The sequence below is a fragment of the Pseudoflavonifractor sp. HNCC25GI2 genome (assembly GCF_058136395.1).
Map to the genome: position 1 here is coordinate 123,016 of NZ_JBYUOW010000003.1, position 17,267 is coordinate 140,282.

Below are 17,267 nucleotides of genomic sequence, written 5' to 3' on the forward strand. Positions count from 1 at the left end.
GAGCAACAAAAAAGCCCTCCGTCCCCCTTCAACCAGGGACGAAAGGCAAACCTTCCGCGGTACCACCCGCATTCACGCCCGACAAAATCCAAGCGTGCACTTTTACTCCCATAACGGAGGAGACACCGTCCCGCTCTCACGGGCCGCTCCCGGGCGAACCAAGCAAATGCACTCCAAGGCGGCTTTCAGCCGGTGACCGCCTCTCTCTGACGAGCGGGGATTCGCTATTTTCCCGTTCTTCACATGTAAACTACCCATACTTATAACATAAAATCCCGTCATTTGCAAGAGTAAAATCGGAAATAGAGGGGGAAAACGGGAACTGTGGGAGACAAAAAGCGGCAGAAATTAAAAACCCTCAAAATTAGTAGGAATTTGGTGAAAATACCGTTAGACAAATAGCGGCGAGGGTGGTAAAATAAGGACGTTCCTGAGGAGCAGGAGGTTGGTCTTGGGATTGGCCGCCCGCTTTTTGGGGCAGAATGACAGAAAAAGCCGGCGAAGCCGGTGCAATAGGTACGGAGGAGCCCCATGTTAGAGTTACAGCATATTAGCTATGGTGTGGAGCAGGACGGCGAGGATAAGAACATCCTGCGGGACATCAATCTCACCATTGACGAGCATTTTGTGGCTATCACCGGCCCCAACGGGGGCGGCAAGTCCACTCTGGCCAAGGTTATTGCGGGCATTCTGGTGCCCACGGAGGGAAAGATTCTTCTGGACGGCGAGGACATCACCGGTCTTGGCGTGACGGAGCGGGCCCAGCGGGGCATCAGCTTCGCCTTTCAGCAGCCGGTGCGCTTCAAGGGCCTGACGGTGAAGGATCTCATCACCCTGGCCAGCGGAAAGAACATCGGTGTGCCGGAGGCCTGCGACTACCTCTCCGAGGTGGGCCTGTGCGCCAAGGACTATATCGACCGCGAGGTGGACGGATCTCTGTCCGGCGGTGAGCTCAAGCGCATTGAGATTGCCATGATCATGGCCCGGGGCACCAAGCTCTCCGTCTTTGACGAGCCGGAGGCGGGCATTGACCTGTGGTCCTTCTCCAACCTCATCCAGGTGTTCGAGCACCTGCATGAGAAGATCAACGGCTCCATTCTTATCATCTCCCACCAGGAGCGGATTTTGAACATCGCCGACCGCATCATTGTTCTGGCTGACGGCCGGGTGCGGGATGACGGCACCCGGGAGCAGGTGCTCCCCAAGCTGCTGGGGGATGTGCCCAGCGTGTGCAGCGCCCTGACGGATAAGGTACGCTGAGGCCGCGGCAAAGCGGCCGGGGTGAGATGCCGCGCCCCGATTCAAAAGGAGGGATTTTTGTATGGACGCAATTCAGCGCAGCCTGCTGGAGCAGGTGGCTGAGCTTCATGAGGTGCCTGAGGGCGCCTATAATATCCGGGCCAACGGAAAGTCCGCCGCCCGGAACACCACTGCCAACATTGACATCGTGTCCAAGAAGGACAAGGATGGAATTGATATTATCATCAAGCCCGGGACCAAGAATCAGTCGGTCCACATTCCGGTGGTTCTCAGCGAGAGCGGCCTTCAGGAGACGGTATACAACGACTTTTTCATCGGTGAGGACTGCGACGTCACCATCGTGGCCGGCTGCGGCATCCACAACTGCGGGGTGCAGAACTCCGAGCACTCTGGCATCCACACCTTCTATGTGGGCAAGAACGCCAAGGTGCGCTACGTGGAGCGCCACTACGGTGAGGGCGACGGCCTGGGCGAGAACATCATGAACCCCACCACCGTGGTGGAGATGGAAGAGGGCAGCTACATGGAGATGGAGACCACCCAGATTAAGGGCGTGGACTCCACCGTTCGGACCACCAAGGCTACCCTGGGCCCCGCCGCCACCCTCATCATCAAGGAGAAGGTCATGACCCACGGCAAGCAGCTGGCCAAGTCCGACTTCACCGTGGATCTGAACGGCGAAGACTGCCACACCAACGTCATTTCCCGCTCGGTGGCCCGGGACAGCTCCAAGCAGGTGTTCCTGGCCCGCATCAACGGCAATGCCAAGTGCCACGGCCACTCCGAGTGTGACGCCATCATCATGGATAATGGCGTGGTGGCGGCCATTCCCGAGGTCACGGCCAACTGTGTGGACGCGGAGCTGATCCACGAGGCGGCCATCGGCAAGATTGCCGGAGAGCAGCTCATCAAGCTGATGACCCTGGGCCTTACCGAGAAGGAGGCCGAGGAGCAGATTGTCAACGGCTTCTTGAAATAAATATCCGATCCAAAAACAGGGGAGCGCGGGAGCGCTCCCCTGTTTTTTGCTGAGAAATTGGTGCAGAGCGGCTGGTTACAGCCCCTGGGCGATCATAGCCTCGGACATCCGCTTGAAGGCGGCAATGTCGTTGCCGGCGATGAGGTCGTAGCCCAGGCCGTACTCCTCAGCGGCGGCGACGGAGGCGTCATAGATGGAGCCCATGATGTCCCGCAGCTTCTCGTCCACCTGGGCGGGCGTCCAGTTGTAGCGGATGGAGTTTTGGGCCATCTCCAGGGCGGACACAACCACGCCGCCGGAGCCGGAGGCCTTGGCCCCTGCCGTGAGGATCTTGGGACTGAGGCGCAGCAGCTTCAGCGCCTCGGAGGTGGCGGGCATGTTGGAGCCCTCCACGTAGTAGCGCACGTCGTTGGCCAGGATGCGCACTGCGTCCTCCACATCCAGCTCGTTCTGGGTGGCGCAGGGGATGACGATGTCCACAGGGACCTCCCAGGGCCGCCGGCCGGGGAAGAACTGGGCGCCGAAGCGGTCGGCGTAGGCGGATACCCGGTCCTGACCGCCTGCCCGCATGGCCAGCAGGAAGTCCAGCTTCTCCTGGGTGGTGACACCATCGGGGTCGTAGACGTAGCCGTCGGGTCCGGAGAGGGTGACCACCCTGGCCCCCAGCTCAGAGGCCTTGCGGCATACGCCCCAGGCCATGTTGCCGAAGCCGGATACGGCGATGGTCTTGCCCTGGAGGCTGTCGCTCTGGTGCTCCAGCATCCGGGCCAGGAAGTAGACGGTGCCAAAGCCTGCGGCCTCCTCACGGATTTTGCTTCCGCCATAGGTCAGCCCCTTGCCGGTGAGGGCGCTGCTCTCCGCCTTGCCCATAAGGCGCTTGTACTGGCCGTACAGGTAGCCAATCTCCCGGCTGCCCACGCCGATGTCGCCGGCAGGGACGTCGGTATCTGCGCCGATGTAGCGGTACAGGGCAGTCATGAAGGCCTGGCAGAAGCGCATGATCTCCCGCTGGCTCTTCCCTCTGGGGTCAAAGTCGGCCCCGCCGGCGGCGCCGCCGATGGGCAGGCCGGTGAGGGCGTTTTTGTAGGTCTGTTCAAAGCCCAGGAACTTGACCACCGACGGGGTGACGTCGGGGTGGAAGCGCAGGCCGCCCTTGTAGGGGCCGATGGCGCTCTTGAACTGCACACGGTAGCCGTGGTTGGTGTGGGCAAGCCCCTGGTCGTCCACCCAGGGCACCAGGAAGGTGAACATCCGGTCGGGCTCCACCATGCGGGTGAGCAGGTCCAGCTTTTTGTACTTGGGGTCGTCCAGGGCGGGATCAATCATCTCCAGCCAGGTGAGGACCGATTGGAGGTACTCCGGCTCGTGGGCGTAGCGCTGCCTCAGCTGGGCGGCGACACGGACAGCGTACTCATTCATGTATATCCCTCCTTATACCACACCGTAGGCCAGCATGGAGTCGGCCACCTTCAGGAAGCCGGCGATGTTGGCCCCTGCCGCCAGGTTGCCGGGCATGCCGTACTGGGCGGCGGCGTCAGAGGCGCTGCGGTACACGTCGCCCATGATGCCCTTCAGGCGGTTGTCAACCTCCTCAAAGGTCCAGGAGAAGCGCATGGAGTTCTGGCTCATCTCCAGGGCGGACACGCCCACGCCGCCGGCATTGGCCGCCTTGGCGGGAGCGAAGAGGAGACCGGCGGCCTGGATGGCACTGATGGCCTCGGGGGTGCAGGGCATGTTGGCGCCTTCCGCCACGGCAAAGCAGCCATTGGCGATGAGGGCCTTGGCGGACGCCTCGTTAATCTCGTTCTGGGTGGCGCAGGGGAGGGCGATGTGGCAGGGGATGTTCCAGATGCCGGAGCAGCCCTCGTGGTACTGGGCGCCCGGGCGGCGCTGGGCGTACTCCTTGATGCGCTTGCGCTCCACTTCCTTAATCTGCTTCATGAGGGCCAGGTCGATGCCGTCGGGGTCGTAGACATAGCCGTTGGAGTCGGACATGGCCACCACCTTGCCGCCCAGCTGGGTGGCTTTTTCGCAGGCGTAGATGGCCACATTGCCCGAGCCGGAGACGAGCACAGTGGCTCCGTCAAAGGAGCGCCCGGCATCCTCCAGCATGTGGCTGGCGAAGTAGCACAGGCCGTAGCCGGTGGCCTCCCGGCGCACCAGGGAGCCGCCGTAGGTCAGGCCCTTGCCGGTAAGAGCGCCGGAAAATTCGTTGCACAGGCGCTTGTACTGACCGAAGAGGAAGCCGATCTCCCGGGCGCCCACGCCGATGTCGCCGGCGGGCACGTCGGTGTCGGGGCCAATGTGCTTGGCCAGTTCCGTCATGAAGGACTGGCAGAAGCGCATGACCTCGGTGTCCGACTTGTCTCTGGGGTTGAAATTGCTGCCGCCCTTGGCGCCGCCGATAGGCAGGCCGGTGAGGCTGTTTTTGAAGGTCTGCTCAAAGCCCAGGAACTTGATGATGCTCTCGTTGACCGAGGGGTGGAAGCGGAGACCGCCCTTATAGGGGCCGATGGCGCTGCTGAACTGGATGCGGTAGCCCCGATTGACGTGGATTCTGCCCTGGTCATCCTCCCAGGGGACCCGGAACTTGATGGTGCGCTCCGGCTCCACCAGACAGTCCATCACGCCCTCGGTAATCAGCTCAGGCCGGGCGTTGACCACCGGGGCCAGAGAGGTAAGTACTTCCCGCACCGCCTGGTGAAATTCAGGCTCTCCGGGGTCCTGGCGGATAACGCGCTCCATCAGGTCGTTCAAATACTCATTCTGAATACTCATTTCCCATTCCTCCTGTTCCATTCTGCGCGGACGGTCTCTGGATTTTAATAAAATAGTTGATTAGCGTGTTAAAGTTATAACACACGGACGAAATGCAAGTCAATAGAAAAAATATTGCAAAAATAAAGTCTGTGCGATGCGTGAAAAATAAGCGGGGAGAAAAGAAAAGTTTTGTTATTTTCACAATAAAACTTTGAGACTAGTGGGATTTTGAAGGACAACCTGGAAATACGGTGGGGAGAAAAACAAAACCACAGAATGGCTGACACAAGAGTTGATGAAGGAAAAAATGGGAAAAACTGCAAGATAAAAGAGAAGACAGCCATGCGGCAGAATTGTTTATATTCCGGTAGAGGCGGCTGTATGCCTGCTTGTGGTGGACCATGCGCACTGAACCTGCCTGCTTTGCGGATGAGAAGGAGTTGCCGCGGAAAAGCAGGGGCCAGGCGCCGTGTGTTTTTTTACGTTTCGGGGGTACAAGAATGGCGCGGCAAGTGGTACAATAGCAGAAAACAAATTGCCGGAACGGGAGGGCGAGTGCTGTGAATTACGCCGCAACGACGGCAGAGATGAAGGAGCTGGACCGCGTCGCCATTCAGGAGCGGGGGATCCCCTCTCTGGAGCTGATGGAGAATGCCGCCCGAGCTGTGGTCCAGGAAGTGGTGAACCGGGTGGGCCTGCCCCAAAAGCCCAAGCAGGGAGGGGCGGGCGTCATTGGAGGTGCGGTCTCCTGCTGTGTGCTGAAAAGAAAGGGAGAGAAACTGACTCCGGAGGAGCAGCGGGAAGCAGAGGAACTGCAGCAGATTGTGGAATCCGGGAACACGGATCCCACCCCACGCATCGGCGTGTTCTGCGGCCCCGGCAACAACGGGGGGGACGGAGTGGCCGCCGCCCGCATTTTGCTGGAGGCGGGCTACCAGGTGCGGGCCTTCCTGGTGGGGGACCGGGCCAAAATGACCCCGGACGAGCGGGCTATGGAGGAGAAGCTGCTGGCTGCGGGAGGCAGTCTGGAACCCTTCGAGCCGGAGGACCAAAGGATAAGACTCTGGCTGTCCACATGCGACTGCCTGGTGGACGCCCTGTTCGGCGTGGGGCTGAAGCGTCCCCTGGAGGGGGTGTTCCGCACAGCCGTGGAGTGGATGAACCGGGGCGGACACCCTGTGGTGGCCTGCGACCTTCCCTCCGGGGTGGACGGGGATACCGGAGAGGTGCTGGGTGTGGCTGTCCGGGCCACAGCCACCGTTACCTTCACCTGCCCCAAGCCCGGGCTCTACATGGGAGAGGGAGCCGCCCTGGCCGGGAAGATCTGGGTGGAAGACATCGGGATCCCTGCTGAACTGGTGTGGTCCATGGAGAAAAAACGGCCCAATGTGACAGCGATTATGCCCGACTACATGCACTGCCTGCTGCCCCGCCGCCCGGCTGCCGCCCATAAGGGGGACTTTGGAAAGCTGTTTCTGCTGGCGGGGAGCGAGGGCTATACCGGAGCGCCGGTGCTGGCCGCCCGGGCTGCCCTACGCGCCGGTGCAGGGCTGGTGTTCCTGGGGGTGCCCCGGAGCATCTACCCCATTGTAGCCGTCAAGTGTGACGAGGCCATGCCTTTCCCGCTGCCCCAGCGCTATGAAGACATTCTTGCCAAAGCGGCCTCCTGCGACGTGGCCCTCATTGGCCCGGGCCTGGGCCAGGCCCCGGAGACCAGGGAGCTGGTGCTGCGGCTGCTGGAGGATTTGGAGATCCCGGTGGTACTGGATGCCGATGGCATAAATGCCCTGGGAGGGCATATAGATGTTCTGGACAAACGGAGGGTCCCCACCATTCTTACTCCCCACGCCGGGGAGTTTGCCCGGCTGACGGGCGCTTCCCTGCCGGTGCGGGATCGGCTGGCCGCCGCCCGGGACTTTGCCGCGGCCCACGGCTGTACCCTGGTGCTCAAGGGCAGGGGAACGGTGACCGCTGCGCCGGACGGCCGGTGCTGGATCTGCGGCACAGGCAATCCGGGTATGGCCAAGGGCGGCTCGGGGGATGTGCTCTCCGGCATGATTGCCGCCATGCTGGGGCAGAAGCACCTGGTGGGGCCGGAGCCGGAGGGCATCCCGGAGATGACCGCCTGGGCAGTGTGGTTCCACGGAAAAACGGGGGACCGGTGTGCTCAGCGGCTGGGAGAATACGCCATGCTGCCCGGCGACCTGGTGGAGACTCTTCCGGAAATTTTGAAGGAAAACCAGGTGAAGGAACCCTGACCCAAAGGAATACGGAGGTATGCGTTGTGCGCAGGCTGCTGCTTTGCGTACCAATGATAATCCTGCTGCTTTCGGGCTGTGGCCCGGCACAGTCAAGTGAGGGAGAGGAACTGGCCCTGATCATCCGGGGAGAATACCTGGAGGAGACGCCCTGGAGCACAGCGGCTGCCATTACCGCCGACTATGGGCAGCGGGTGTACCAGTATGAGCTGGAGGCCGCCTGGGACGGCGCTGAGACCACGCTGACCCTCACCGCCCCGGAGACGGTGGCTGGCATGACGGCCCGGCTTCAGAGCGGGGAGAGCCTGCTGGAGTATGACGATATCGTGCTGGAGACCGGCCCTCTGAACGAGGACGGACTTACCCCAGTGTCCGCCATCCCGGTCCTGCTGGAGACGGCGCGCAGCGGCTATATCACCGCCGTTTCCCTGGATCGGGAGGCGGGTACGCTGCGCATGGACTGCGGCGCTCCGGAAGAGGAGCCTGGGACGGGTACGGAGATCTCCCTGTGGTTTGACGCGGACAGCCACGCCCTGGTGCGGGGGGAGATCAGCCTGGACGGGTTCCGGGTGATACAGTGTGAATTTACCGATTTTACAAAGGAATCGAGGGATACCCATGGAGGAGAAGAACCTGTGGAGGACCTGGGCGGAGGTTGACCTGGACGCCCTGGCCCACAACTACCATACCCTGCGGGCCATGGCCCCGGCTGGGTGTAAATTTCTGGGGCTGGTGAAGGCAAATGCCTACGGCCACGGGGCGGTACCGGTGGCCCGGAAGCTCCAGGCCCTGGGGGCAGATATGCTGGCGGTGGCCACCGTGGACGAGGGAGAGGAGCTGCGCCGGGCGGGCATTACCCTGCCCATCCTTTGCCTGGGGCAGACCCCGACCCAGCTGGCCGGGGAACTTCTGGAGTGGAACATTACCCAGACGGTGGAGGATCTGGAAACCGGCCGGGCCCTGTCCAAAGCGGCCGTGGAGGCAGGGAAAACCCTGAAGATCCACGTCAAGCTGGATACCGGCATGAGCCGGCTGGGCTTTCTCTGGCGGGCGGGAGAGGAGAATTCCGCTCTGCTGGATGACATCCAGGCTCTGTGTTCCCTGCCCGGACTGGAGGCGGAGGGAATGTTTACCCACTTCGCCGACGCCGATGGGAATGAAGGCTACACCATGGACCAGCTGGAGAAGTTTCTGGACGCCAGAAAAGCGCTGGAGGCCCGGGGCGTGACCTTTAAAATTTGCCATTGTAGCGCCAGCGCCGCTGTGTTACAATACCCCTGTACCCATATGGACATGATCCGTCCCGGTATCGTGCTTTACGGCTACTATCCTTCCCCGGAGCTGGAGGGCCTGGATGGGCCCGGTCTCCGGCCGGTGATGACGGTGAAAAGCCGCATCGCCGCGGTGCGCAGCCTGCCTGCGGGCACCTGCGTCAGCTATGGCTGCACCGCAACCCTGGCGCGGGACAGCCGTCTGGCCGTGGTCCCCATCGGTTATGGGGATGGCTATCCCCGGCAGCTGTCCAACCGGATGGTCATGGAGATCCACGGGACGCAGTGTCCCATTGTGGGCCGAATCTGTATGGATATGTGCATGGTGGATGTTACCGACCTGCCCCAGGTGAAGGCGGGGGATGTGGCCACCGTGTACGGTCCCGGCCTGACCGAGCAGGCTGCCGGCCTGTGCGGGACCATCGTGTATGAATTGTTGTGCGACGTCTCACCCAGAGTTTCCAGGGTCTATCTGGGAAACGAGGGCTGAATCGGCGGCTCCGCGCCCAAAAAGCCGGGGACAAGACCGCAGGAAGCCCGTCCAGGACCGTGACCGACCGCCGCCGTCCTACATAGGATAAGTCGGAGCCGCGGAGAAGTGCCCTTCTCCGGGGGCGAAGGGGCGGCGGGTTTTTGGAAAAGCAGGTATAAACCCCGCCGCCGCGTGGGAGACTCATAGTACAGCGTTACATAGACCCTTCTTCGGCCTGTAACGCGTACTATCTTCCAGCGGAGTGTGAACGTACGTGGACAACAGTGTGAAACGAGGCGACATTTTCTACGCCGATTTAAGCCCGGTGGTGGGCAGCGAGCAGGGGGGCGTGCGGCCGGTGCTCATCGTGCAGAATGACACCGGAAACCGCCACAGTCCTACGGTGATTGCTGCGGCCATCACCTCCCAGACGGGAAAAGCCCGCCTGCCCACTCACATTTCCATCTCACCGGTGAACTGCGGTCTGCCCAAGGAGTCCATTATCCTGCTGGAGCAGGTGCGGACGCTGGATAAGCGCCGGCTGCGGGAAAAAATGGGCCGCGTGGATGAGAACGTGATGAAGCAGGTGGACACCGCCATTGCCGTCAGTTTCGGCCTGCACCCGGAGACTATGGTGTAGCAGGACCGGAGGGAGCCGCCCTGGGGCGGCTCCTACATAGGAGAACCAGGGCCAAGCCCGGAGCAAAGGAGTACATATGATGAACAAGAGCAAGAAGTGGGCTGCCCTGTGCGCGGCCCTGGCCCTGACCACCCTGTGCGGAGGTGCGGCGCTGGCTGCCACAGGGGACAAGAACGACCCCCTGGTGACCAAGAGCTATTTGGATCAGACGGTCATTCCCAACGTGGTCAGCCAGGTGGAGGCCAAGGCGGCCACCCGCCAGACGGAGCTGCAGAACACCTTTGCTGCCCAGATTGAGCAGTACAAAAAGGACATTGCGGCCATGGGAACCGGGGGCGGCAGCAGCGCCTCCTACACCCTGGTCACTCTGACCAGCGGTCAGACCATGTCCCTGGAGGTGGGCTGCGAGGTTATGCTGCGGGTGGGCTCGGCCACTGTGACGGCTGCCACCAGCCCTGCCCTCATTGACGTGTCCACCGGAGGGACCATCAACGGTGGCGCTTCTCTGACCAAGAACCACTTGTATATGGCCACCATTGCCGACCGGACCATCAAGCCCACGGCCAGCACCGTCAAGCTGCTGGTGCGGGGCGGATACAGCGTGAAATAAGCGGCAAATAAAAGAAAGACAAAAAGAAGGACTGCCAAAGGGCAGTCCTTCTTTTCGATTTTATCAGGTTTGCCGGCTCATGGAAAAGCCCAGTGCCGCGCCGCACAGTCCGCCCACAATGTGGGTCAAATGAGACACATTGTCCTGAACGGTTACGGAATCCACCACCTCGCCGCCCAGGTAGAGCACCACCACCAGAATCAGGGTGAGGGGGATGGCACCGTTGCGCATCCCGGCCAGGGAGGAGAGGACGATCATCATAAACACGATGCCGCTGGCGCCCAGCAGGGCCACGCCGGGGAAGAAGATGAATTGAACCAGTCCGGAGACCAGGGCGGTAATCAGGATGCAGAACAAAAGCCGTCTGGAGCCGTACTTTTCCTCCAAAGGAGGCCCTACCACCAGCAGGAGCATCATGTTGCCCAGATAGTGGGCGTAGCCGGAATGCCCCAGCACGTGCCCCACCATGCGCACATAGGTCAGCGGGTCGGTGAGAGGGGCGCGGTAGACGCAGAAAAGATGCATGGTGGTCCAGCCGTTGGTGAGAAAATCCAGCCCCAGCGCCCCCAGAGAGATCAGCGCAAAGGTGAGCACCACGGGGGCGTTGTACTGAATCCGCAGCCGCATCAGTGGTTGAGCACCCGTACCCGGATAACGCCGTCAATGGCCCGCAGCTCGTCCGCCACCTGGTCGGTGATGCGGGTGTTCACGTCCACGATGGTGTAGGCGTAGTCCTTCTTGGACTTGTTGGTCATGTTCTCCACGTTGATGCCGTCATCGGACAGGGTGGTCATGATCTTGGTCAGCATGGCGGGAACATTGCGGTGGATGAGGCACAGGCGGGAGATACCGCTCCAGTCCTGAGACACGTTGGGAAGGTTGACGGAGTTGACAATGTTGCCGTTGACCAGGTAGTCCTGCAGCTGGCGGACGGCCATGACGGCGCAGTTCTCCTCGCTCTCGGGGGTGGAAGCGCCCAGGTGGGGCAGGGCGATGACGTGGGGGACGCAGGCGATCTTCTCGTTGGGGAAGTCGGTGACGTAGCGGGCCACACGGCCGGACTCCAGAGCAGCGATCATATCGTCGTTGTTGACCAGCTCGCCCCGGGCCAGGTTCAGCACCCGGACCTGGCCCTTCATCTTGGAGATGGCCTCGGCGTTGATGAAGTCCTTGGTGGAGCTGTTGTAGGGAACGTGAATGGTGACATAGTCGGCCACCTTGTAGAGCTCATTGACATCATGGACCACATGGACGTGGCGGTCCAGACGGAGGGCGGCGTCCACGGACAGGAAGGGGTCAAAGCCGTAGACATCCATGCCCAGTTCCAGGGCGGCGTTGCACACCAGAGCTCCGATGGCGCCCAGGCCGATGACACCCACCGTCTTGCGGTAGAGCTCGGGTCCGGCAAAGGCGGACTTGCCCTTCTCCACAGCGGATACCAGATCCACGTTGGGGGTGTGAGCCTGCTCCTGCACCCACTCAGCGCCGCCGAGGATGTCACGGGAGGCGATGAGCATGGCGGCAAGGACCAGCTCCTTCACCGCGTTGGCGTTGGCTCCGGGGGTGTTGAAGACCACGATGCCGTTTTCCGAGCAGCGGTCAATGGGGATGTTGTTGGTGCCGGCGCCGGCCCGGGCAATGGCCCGCAGGGCGTCGGGGAAGACGTAGTCGTGCATGGGGGCGGAGCGCACCAGAATACCGTCCTCGTTTTCTACCTCGTCGCTGACCTGGAAGCGGCCCTTGTCCAGATGGGCCAGACCGGTAGCGGAAATTTTATTCATGGTTTTAATGCGGTACATAGCAATTCCCTCTTTACTCTCATCTGCAGAATGTGCAGGTTATCCCTGCCCGGCGCCGGAGCGCGGGCGAATCAGTTGTTCTTGTCAAAGGCGCGGATGAAGTCGCACAGCTTCTCCACACCCTCCACGGGCATGGCGTTATAAATGCTGGCCCGCATGCCGCCGGTCTTCCGGTGGCCCTTCAGGTTGACGAAGCCGGCCTGAGTGGCCTCTGCGATAAACTTGGCGTCCAGTTCCTCGTTGCCGGTGCGGAAGGTGACGTTCATGCCGGAACGGGAGCCGGGCTCGGCGTGGCAGTGGAACAGCCGGGAGTTGTCAATGGTGTCGTAGAGCATGGAGGAGCGCAGCTTTTTCAGCTTTTCCATGCCTTCCACGCCGCCCTGTTCCTCCACCCAGTCCAGGTTGAGGCCCAGCATGTAGATGCACCAGCAGGGAGGCGTATTATACATGGAGTCCTTGTCGATCATGGTCTTGTAGTTCATCATGAGGGGGGTGTAGGGCAGCTCGTGGCCGGCCAGATCCTCCCGGATGATGACCACCGTCAGGCCGGCGGGAGCCATGTTCTTCTGGGCACCGGCGTAAATGATGCCGTACTTGGACACATCCACGGGCATAGAGAGAATGTCGGAGGACATATCGCACACCAGAGGCACGTCGCCGGTCTCAGGGACATAGCCCCACTCGGTGCCGTAGATGGTGTTGTTGGCGCAGTAGTAGAAGTAGCTGGCCTGGGGGTCCAGCTTCAGATGGTCCTGGGCGGGGATGTAGGAGTGGTTGCGATCCTCGGAGGAGGCGGCCAGGTTGATCTGGCCGAACTTGCAAGCCTCCTTATAGGCCAGGTTGGAGAAATTGCCCGTCACCGCATAGTCGGCCTTTCCGGTTTTGCCGATGAGGTTGAGGGGAATCATAGAGAACTGGCCGGAGGCGCCGGTCTGAAGGAACAGAATCTTGTATCCCTCAGGAACACGCATAATCCGGCGCAGCTTATCCTGGGTCTCCTGAAAAATCTGAAGAAAGACCTTTGAGCGGTGACTCATCTCCATCACTGACATGCCGGAGCCCCGGTAGTTGGTGATTTCTGACCCGGCACGCTCCAGAACAGGCAGAGGAAGCATGGAAGGGCCGGCGGAGAAGTTGTAAACACGCTGGTCGCTCATTTGGGAGAACCCCTTTCAAACAATAAAATTGCCCCGCTCCAGAATGGACCGGGGCATTCTCTAATTATAGTGTTGGCAAAATGAAGTGTCAATCCTCAGTTTCTCCAGATTATCCCACTAAAACGGTAAAATCCACCTGGACCCGGTGGGGACCACTGCCTTCCGCGACCAGAGCGGAGGAGCCGTAGTTTTGATATCCCTGGAGAGCAGGCTGATAACTCACCTGCATCCCGTCCTGGGACCAGGAGAGAGGCTCGGCCGGGTGCTCCTCCAGCTGAGTAATCAGGCTCACCAGCTCATCCCGGGACAGACCGGGGCGGCCGTAGAGAAAGCTCCACAGCGTCTTGGTGAGTACCTGGGTGGGAAGAGCGGCGGTGGTGCCGACGCTGTCTTCAAAGCGATAGGCGCAGGACACGGCGGTGAGGACTCCCTCTTCCTGGGTGAACTCCAGTTCCACCGGAGCACTGTCAAAAAGGGAGATGGAGATAACGTTGGAAGAGTTCTGAGGCTCCTGGAAGGTGCCGTCCGGGGTAAGCTGGTTGATGGGCGTTCCAGGCCAGGACAGAAAACGGCTGAACTGGTTGTAGTTTTGGACAAACTGCTCCGTGGTCAGTCCCTCCCCCTGATATCGGGGGGACATGGCCCAGATATGCAGGAGACCGGGCAGCAGCAGAATGGCGGCAACCAGCGCCGCTGCACCCCCCAGACGTACATAGCTGGAGGGGCGGCTCCAGTACCGCTGGCCCGGGCGGTTCCCGTCGGTGTAGCGCTCGTTCCAGTCCGTCTCCCAATACAGGCTCCGGCCCTTGACGACCCGCCAGAAGGAGTAGGCCATAAGCCCCAGAGACACCAGAGAGAGAAGTGGAATCCAATTTCCCAAGCCCCAGAAGCCCGTACCCACGGCCATGGCCAGAAAGGTGCGCCGGAGGGCGTCCAGATAGCCCAGGGGGCTTCCGTCGCGTTGGGTGAGCCGCAGGCCGAACAGGGCCTTGCCCGGCGTGGCACCCCAGAAGTGGATGCACAGGGGCTCCAGTACCAGCATCAGCCCCATGGCGGCCACCTGGTCCAGAATCTCAACCGGTCCCTCGCGGAGGGTGAGGTTCACCCGGAAGACAATCTGCAGAAAGGTATGATAGAGAAAGAGACAGAGCATGAGGTCCAGGGTCCGGGCCAGAAAGCGCCGCCAGGGGGAGGGTGGAGCGGCGGTGTCCTTCTCCCAGGGCGCCTCGATGGGAGCGGGGATGGAGACGGAGGCGGTGCGGTCCAGATAGCGGTGGGCGTCCAGACTCTGGAAGCGGACGCTGTCGTGGAGCATAGCCCGGCAAAGCTCCACCGTCTCTTCCAGGGCACCCCGGGTCTGCTCCAACTCAGCCAGCCGCCGGGCAAGGGCGGCGGACAGCTCCTCCTCACCCTTCTGACAGGCGCGGATGTCCTCCAGGGAAAAGCCAAGCTGCCGCAGCAGCTTGATTTTCAGCAGGGTGTCCACGTCGCTCTGCGTGAAGTTACGGTAGCCGTTCTCCCCCCGCTCCGGGTGGAGAAAGCCCTCCGATTCATAATAGCGGATGTTGGCCCGAGGCAGTCCGGTGGCAGCTTCGATTTCCTTGATGGTCATAAAAGGGCCCCCTTTCCAAAGGATCCTGGGATTCTGGGTTCAGTGTAAGGGGTAAAGTAACTGCACAGTCAAGAGAAAATTGAAAATTTTCAACTTTATTATAGATTTTGCGGTGGGAAAAGGCAAGAAAAAACCGCCCGGCAAAGCCAGACGGAAGAGGGCGTGCAGACGGGTCAGCGCAGCACCCACTGGAGCATCAGCAGCAGCCCGAAGCCGGGCACACCCAGCAGACCAAGCACCAGGGCATTGACCAGGTTGACCCCCAGGGAGATACCCAGCAGCTGCCCCACCTGGGCAAAGAGGGCCAGGGCGGCCAGCCCCACCGAGGAGCGGAGGATGAGGCGCACCAGCTGAACCAGGGGCCAGCGCAGCAGGAACAGGGCCGCGCACAGCAGAAGACCGGCCAGGGCCCAGGCGGCGTAGTCGGGGAGGGCGCTCATGAATCCGCCTCCAGTTCCTTTACCCGGCGCAGCAGGTAGTTGTACCGGGCCTGCAGGGAATTGATTTCAAAGACATAGGATTCAATGAGGTCGCTGTCGCTGACACTGTTGAAGCCGCCGTAGGCCTGGCTGATGAGCGCCCGGGTCTGGGACAGGGAGGCCAACAGCTCCCGGCGTTCAGCCTCCCGGGGGCCGGCGGGACGGCGGGGCAAAAAAATGCGGGCAGGTTCTGGCATAGACGTGGCTCCTTTCGCGGTTGTCTTACTGTGACCATTGTATGGTTAGTTTGGACAAATATTCCAGCCTTTAACCGGGGATAGAACGAACACAGCGGGACAAACTACCCTCGGACGGCAAGAGAAGGTTTCATCCATACGCGAAAGGCACAACCCCTTTGGCGAAAGGCGGAGCGGGGACAATCCCCCTCTAAGCCGGTGCCGGGGTACAGCTGGCCGGAAGCGGCAGAACGGAAGGACGGACAAGGTCCACGTATGCAGGGATGGAGCCCGGACAGGGAAGCAGAGCTTTCGAACGGGAAAGGCTTTCCGGCCCAGCTGTCCAAGGCAAGGGCACATGTGCCCTTCGGGTTTACGCACCCGCGCAAACGGGCCGCCCCAGAAATGGGGCGGCCCGCTTCGTCGTTTTATAAGTGCTTATTTTTCAGCCATGACCTGTTCGTACTGCCGCAGAACGGTGGCAACCTCGGCCCGGGTAGCGGTGCTCTGGGGGTTCAGCTTTCCGCTGTCGCTGCCGGAGAAGAGGCCCTGGCCCACGGCCCAGTTGATGGCTTGCTCAGCCCAGGGGGAGACGGAGCTCCGATCCGAGAAGACGGACAGGTAATCGGTGGTGTCCTCCTCCTGAACATCGGACAGGTTATAGAGCATGAGTGCCAGCTGTTCCCGGGTGATGGGCCCGTCGGGATTGCCGCCGTCCGAGATGCCCTCTTCCTTGGCCCACTCCTGGGCGGCACTGTACCAGTATTGTCCGCCGGAAAGGGTGGCTTCCTCCAGGTTGGCCAGTACCACCCAGAGCATGGAGCGGGTCATGGTACCGTTGGGGGAGAAACTGTCGCTGCCTGTTCCGGAGAAGAGGCCGCGCTCCAGGGCGTACTCCACGGAGCTGTAATACCAGGCGTTGAAGGGGACGTCGGAGGGGACGATGACGGAGTCAAACAGCCGTACATAATAGGACAGGGCGTATTCCTCCTTGGTGGTGGGAGAAATATAGTGCAGGGTGATGAAGTACAGCACTGAGTCCAGGTTGGGCACGGTGTTTCCCAGGCCCAGATACTGGCTGCTGCCGGAGGTGACGCGCTCCTGAAGCACGGTCTGGGCCCGGTCCCGAAGGGTCTGGGCGGAGAGCATGTAGACCTGGCCGTTGGTCAGGGTGTAGTCCGTTCCATTCCAGGTCTCCAACGTACCGCTGGTGGTCATGCTGTCACACACGGGGGTGGATTCGCCGTCCAGCATCTCGTAGGTGCCGTCGCCGTTCAGGTCGCTGAGGTAGTCTACCTCCACCCACACACCGTCGGTGCGGGGCTGGATATAGAACATGGCGTCTCCCGCGGCGCGGTTGATCTGACAGGAGTAACGCACCGAATCATCGGAGGTAAAGGTACCGGAACCGTTCCGCCGGTACAGGACCACCTTGAGGGACTGCTCGGGAAAATCTGCGTTGTCGGCATCAATGAGGAAGGAGGCGAAGCTGTCCGCCACAGCCTCCACCGCGTGGGTCGGAAGAACCAGAGTTCCGGCCAGCGCCAGACTCAGAGCCAGACAAAACCAACGTTTTAATCTTGTCATTTTTGTCTCCTTTCGCTGCGCGAAGTATGGATTCGAAAGACATTATACTAAAAAGCAGCCTGAATGGCAAGGGAAGACGGTCATATTCCGTAGGCGGCCGTCAATTTCCAGAAAAATCGTAAACTAAAAGCAGTGCGGGGTTGACAAGTGAAAGAGAGAAATGTAAACTAGTGCAGGAAAGAAAGTTTACGTTAAGCTGAATGCTGA

Annotated in this window: 16 protein-coding genes; 7 read left to right on the top strand and 9 right to left on the bottom strand. The window is 61.1% G+C overall.

The window, feature by feature from the left end; all coding sequences use genetic code 11:
• Positions 1 to 531 precede the first annotated feature (531 nt).
• Together AC3YUO_RS05535 and AC3YUO_RS05540 are read left to right on the top strand one after the other, a co-directional pair.
• A complete protein-coding gene (locus AC3YUO_RS05535) occupies positions 532 to 1,260 on the top strand; it encodes an ABC transporter ATP-binding protein (RefSeq protein WP_489962037.1) in 729 nt (242 codons plus the stop codon).
• 61 nt (positions 1,261 to 1,321) lie between these two features.
• Positions 1,322 to 2,239, top strand: coding sequence for a SufB/SufD family protein (locus tag AC3YUO_RS05540; RefSeq protein WP_489962038.1), 918 nt, complete (start codon positions 1,322 to 1,324; stop codon positions 2,237 to 2,239).
• Between the two features lie 75 nt (positions 2,240 to 2,314).
• Here AC3YUO_RS05540 and gdhA (AC3YUO_RS05545) read toward each other — a convergent pair whose 3' ends face one another.
• Entirely contained in the window at positions 2,315 to 3,658 is a 1,344-nt protein-coding gene (gene gdhA, locus AC3YUO_RS05545; protein ID WP_489962039.1) for an NADP-specific glutamate dehydrogenase, read from the bottom strand.
• A 12-nt stretch (positions 3,659 to 3,670) separates the two neighbouring features.
• Positions 3,671 to 5,017 carry an NADP-specific glutamate dehydrogenase gene (gdhA, locus tag AC3YUO_RS05550; RefSeq protein WP_489962040.1) on the bottom strand — a complete coding sequence of 449 codons (1,347 nt, stop codon included), beginning with the start codon at positions 5,015 to 5,017 and terminating at the stop codon, positions 3,671 to 3,673.
• Between the two features lie 542 nt (positions 5,018 to 5,559).
• Here gdhA (AC3YUO_RS05550) and AC3YUO_RS05555 point away from each other — a divergent pair.
• The 5 genes from AC3YUO_RS05555 (at position 5,560) to AC3YUO_RS05575 (ending at position 10,250) form a co-directional block, all read left to right on the top strand.
• Positions 5,560 to 7,257: an NAD(P)H-hydrate dehydratase gene (locus AC3YUO_RS05555; protein WP_489962041.1), complete on the top strand. Its 1,698-nt coding sequence runs from the start codon at positions 5,560 to 5,562 to the stop codon at positions 7,255 to 7,257.
• Between the two features lie 53 nt (positions 7,258 to 7,310).
• Complete coding sequence (locus AC3YUO_RS05560; RefSeq protein ID WP_489962042.1) at positions 7,311 to 7,916, top strand: hypothetical protein; 606 nt, start codon at positions 7,311 to 7,313, stop codon at positions 7,914 to 7,916.
• Complete coding sequence (gene alr, locus AC3YUO_RS05565) at positions 7,876 to 9,018, top strand: alanine racemase (protein ID WP_489962043.1); 1,143 nt, start codon at positions 7,876 to 7,878, stop codon at positions 9,016 to 9,018. The genes AC3YUO_RS05560 and alr overlap by 41 nt, the downstream gene beginning before the upstream one ends.
• A gap of 256 nt (positions 9,019 to 9,274) precedes the next feature.
• On the top strand, positions 9,275 to 9,640 hold the full coding sequence (locus AC3YUO_RS05570; RefSeq protein WP_489962044.1) for a type II toxin-antitoxin system PemK/MazF family toxin: 366 nt from the start codon (positions 9,275 to 9,277) through the stop codon (positions 9,638 to 9,640).
• 76 nt (positions 9,641 to 9,716) lie between these two features.
• Positions 9,717 to 10,250: a hypothetical protein gene (locus AC3YUO_RS05575; RefSeq protein ID WP_489962045.1), complete on the top strand. Its 534-nt coding sequence runs from the start codon at positions 9,717 to 9,719 to the stop codon at positions 10,248 to 10,250.
• Between the two features lie 63 nt (positions 10,251 to 10,313).
• Here the strand turns inward: AC3YUO_RS05575 and AC3YUO_RS05580 are convergent, their stop codons facing one another.
• From AC3YUO_RS05580 to AC3YUO_RS05610, 7 genes are all read right to left on the bottom strand, one after another.
• A complete protein-coding gene (locus AC3YUO_RS05580; RefSeq protein WP_489962046.1) occupies positions 10,314 to 10,877 on the bottom strand; it encodes a rhomboid family intramembrane serine protease in 564 nt (187 codons plus the stop codon).
• On the bottom strand, positions 10,877 to 12,049 hold the full coding sequence (locus AC3YUO_RS05585; RefSeq protein ID WP_489962047.1) for a phosphoglycerate dehydrogenase: 1,173 nt from the start codon (positions 12,047 to 12,049) through the stop codon (positions 10,877 to 10,879). The genes AC3YUO_RS05580 and AC3YUO_RS05585 overlap by 1 nt, the downstream gene beginning before the upstream one ends.
• 71 nt (positions 12,050 to 12,120) lie before the next feature.
• A complete protein-coding gene (gene serC, locus AC3YUO_RS05590) occupies positions 12,121 to 13,206 on the bottom strand; it encodes a 3-phosphoserine/phosphohydroxythreonine transaminase (protein WP_489962048.1) in 1,086 nt (361 codons plus the stop codon).
• 109 nt (positions 13,207 to 13,315) lie between these two features.
• Positions 13,316 to 14,818: a MerR family transcriptional regulator gene (locus AC3YUO_RS05595; protein WP_489962049.1), complete on the bottom strand. Its 1,503-nt coding sequence runs from the start codon at positions 14,816 to 14,818 to the stop codon at positions 13,316 to 13,318.
• A gap of 173 nt (positions 14,819 to 14,991) precedes the next feature.
• A complete protein-coding gene (locus tag AC3YUO_RS05600) occupies positions 14,992 to 15,258 on the bottom strand; it encodes a pro-sigmaK processing inhibitor BofA family protein (protein ID WP_489962050.1) in 267 nt (88 codons plus the stop codon).
• Positions 15,255 to 15,494 carry a YaaL family protein gene (locus AC3YUO_RS05605; RefSeq protein ID WP_489962051.1) on the bottom strand — a complete coding sequence of 80 codons (240 nt, stop codon included), beginning with the start codon at positions 15,492 to 15,494 and terminating at the stop codon, positions 15,255 to 15,257. The genes AC3YUO_RS05600 and AC3YUO_RS05605 overlap by 4 nt, the downstream gene beginning before the upstream one ends.
• A gap of 417 nt (positions 15,495 to 15,911) precedes the next feature.
• Positions 15,912 to 17,060, bottom strand: a complete 1,149-nt coding sequence (locus AC3YUO_RS05610) for an S-layer homology domain-containing protein (protein ID WP_489962052.1) — start codon at positions 17,058 to 17,060, stop codon at positions 15,912 to 15,914.
• Between the last annotated feature and the right edge of the window lie 207 nt (positions 17,061 to 17,267).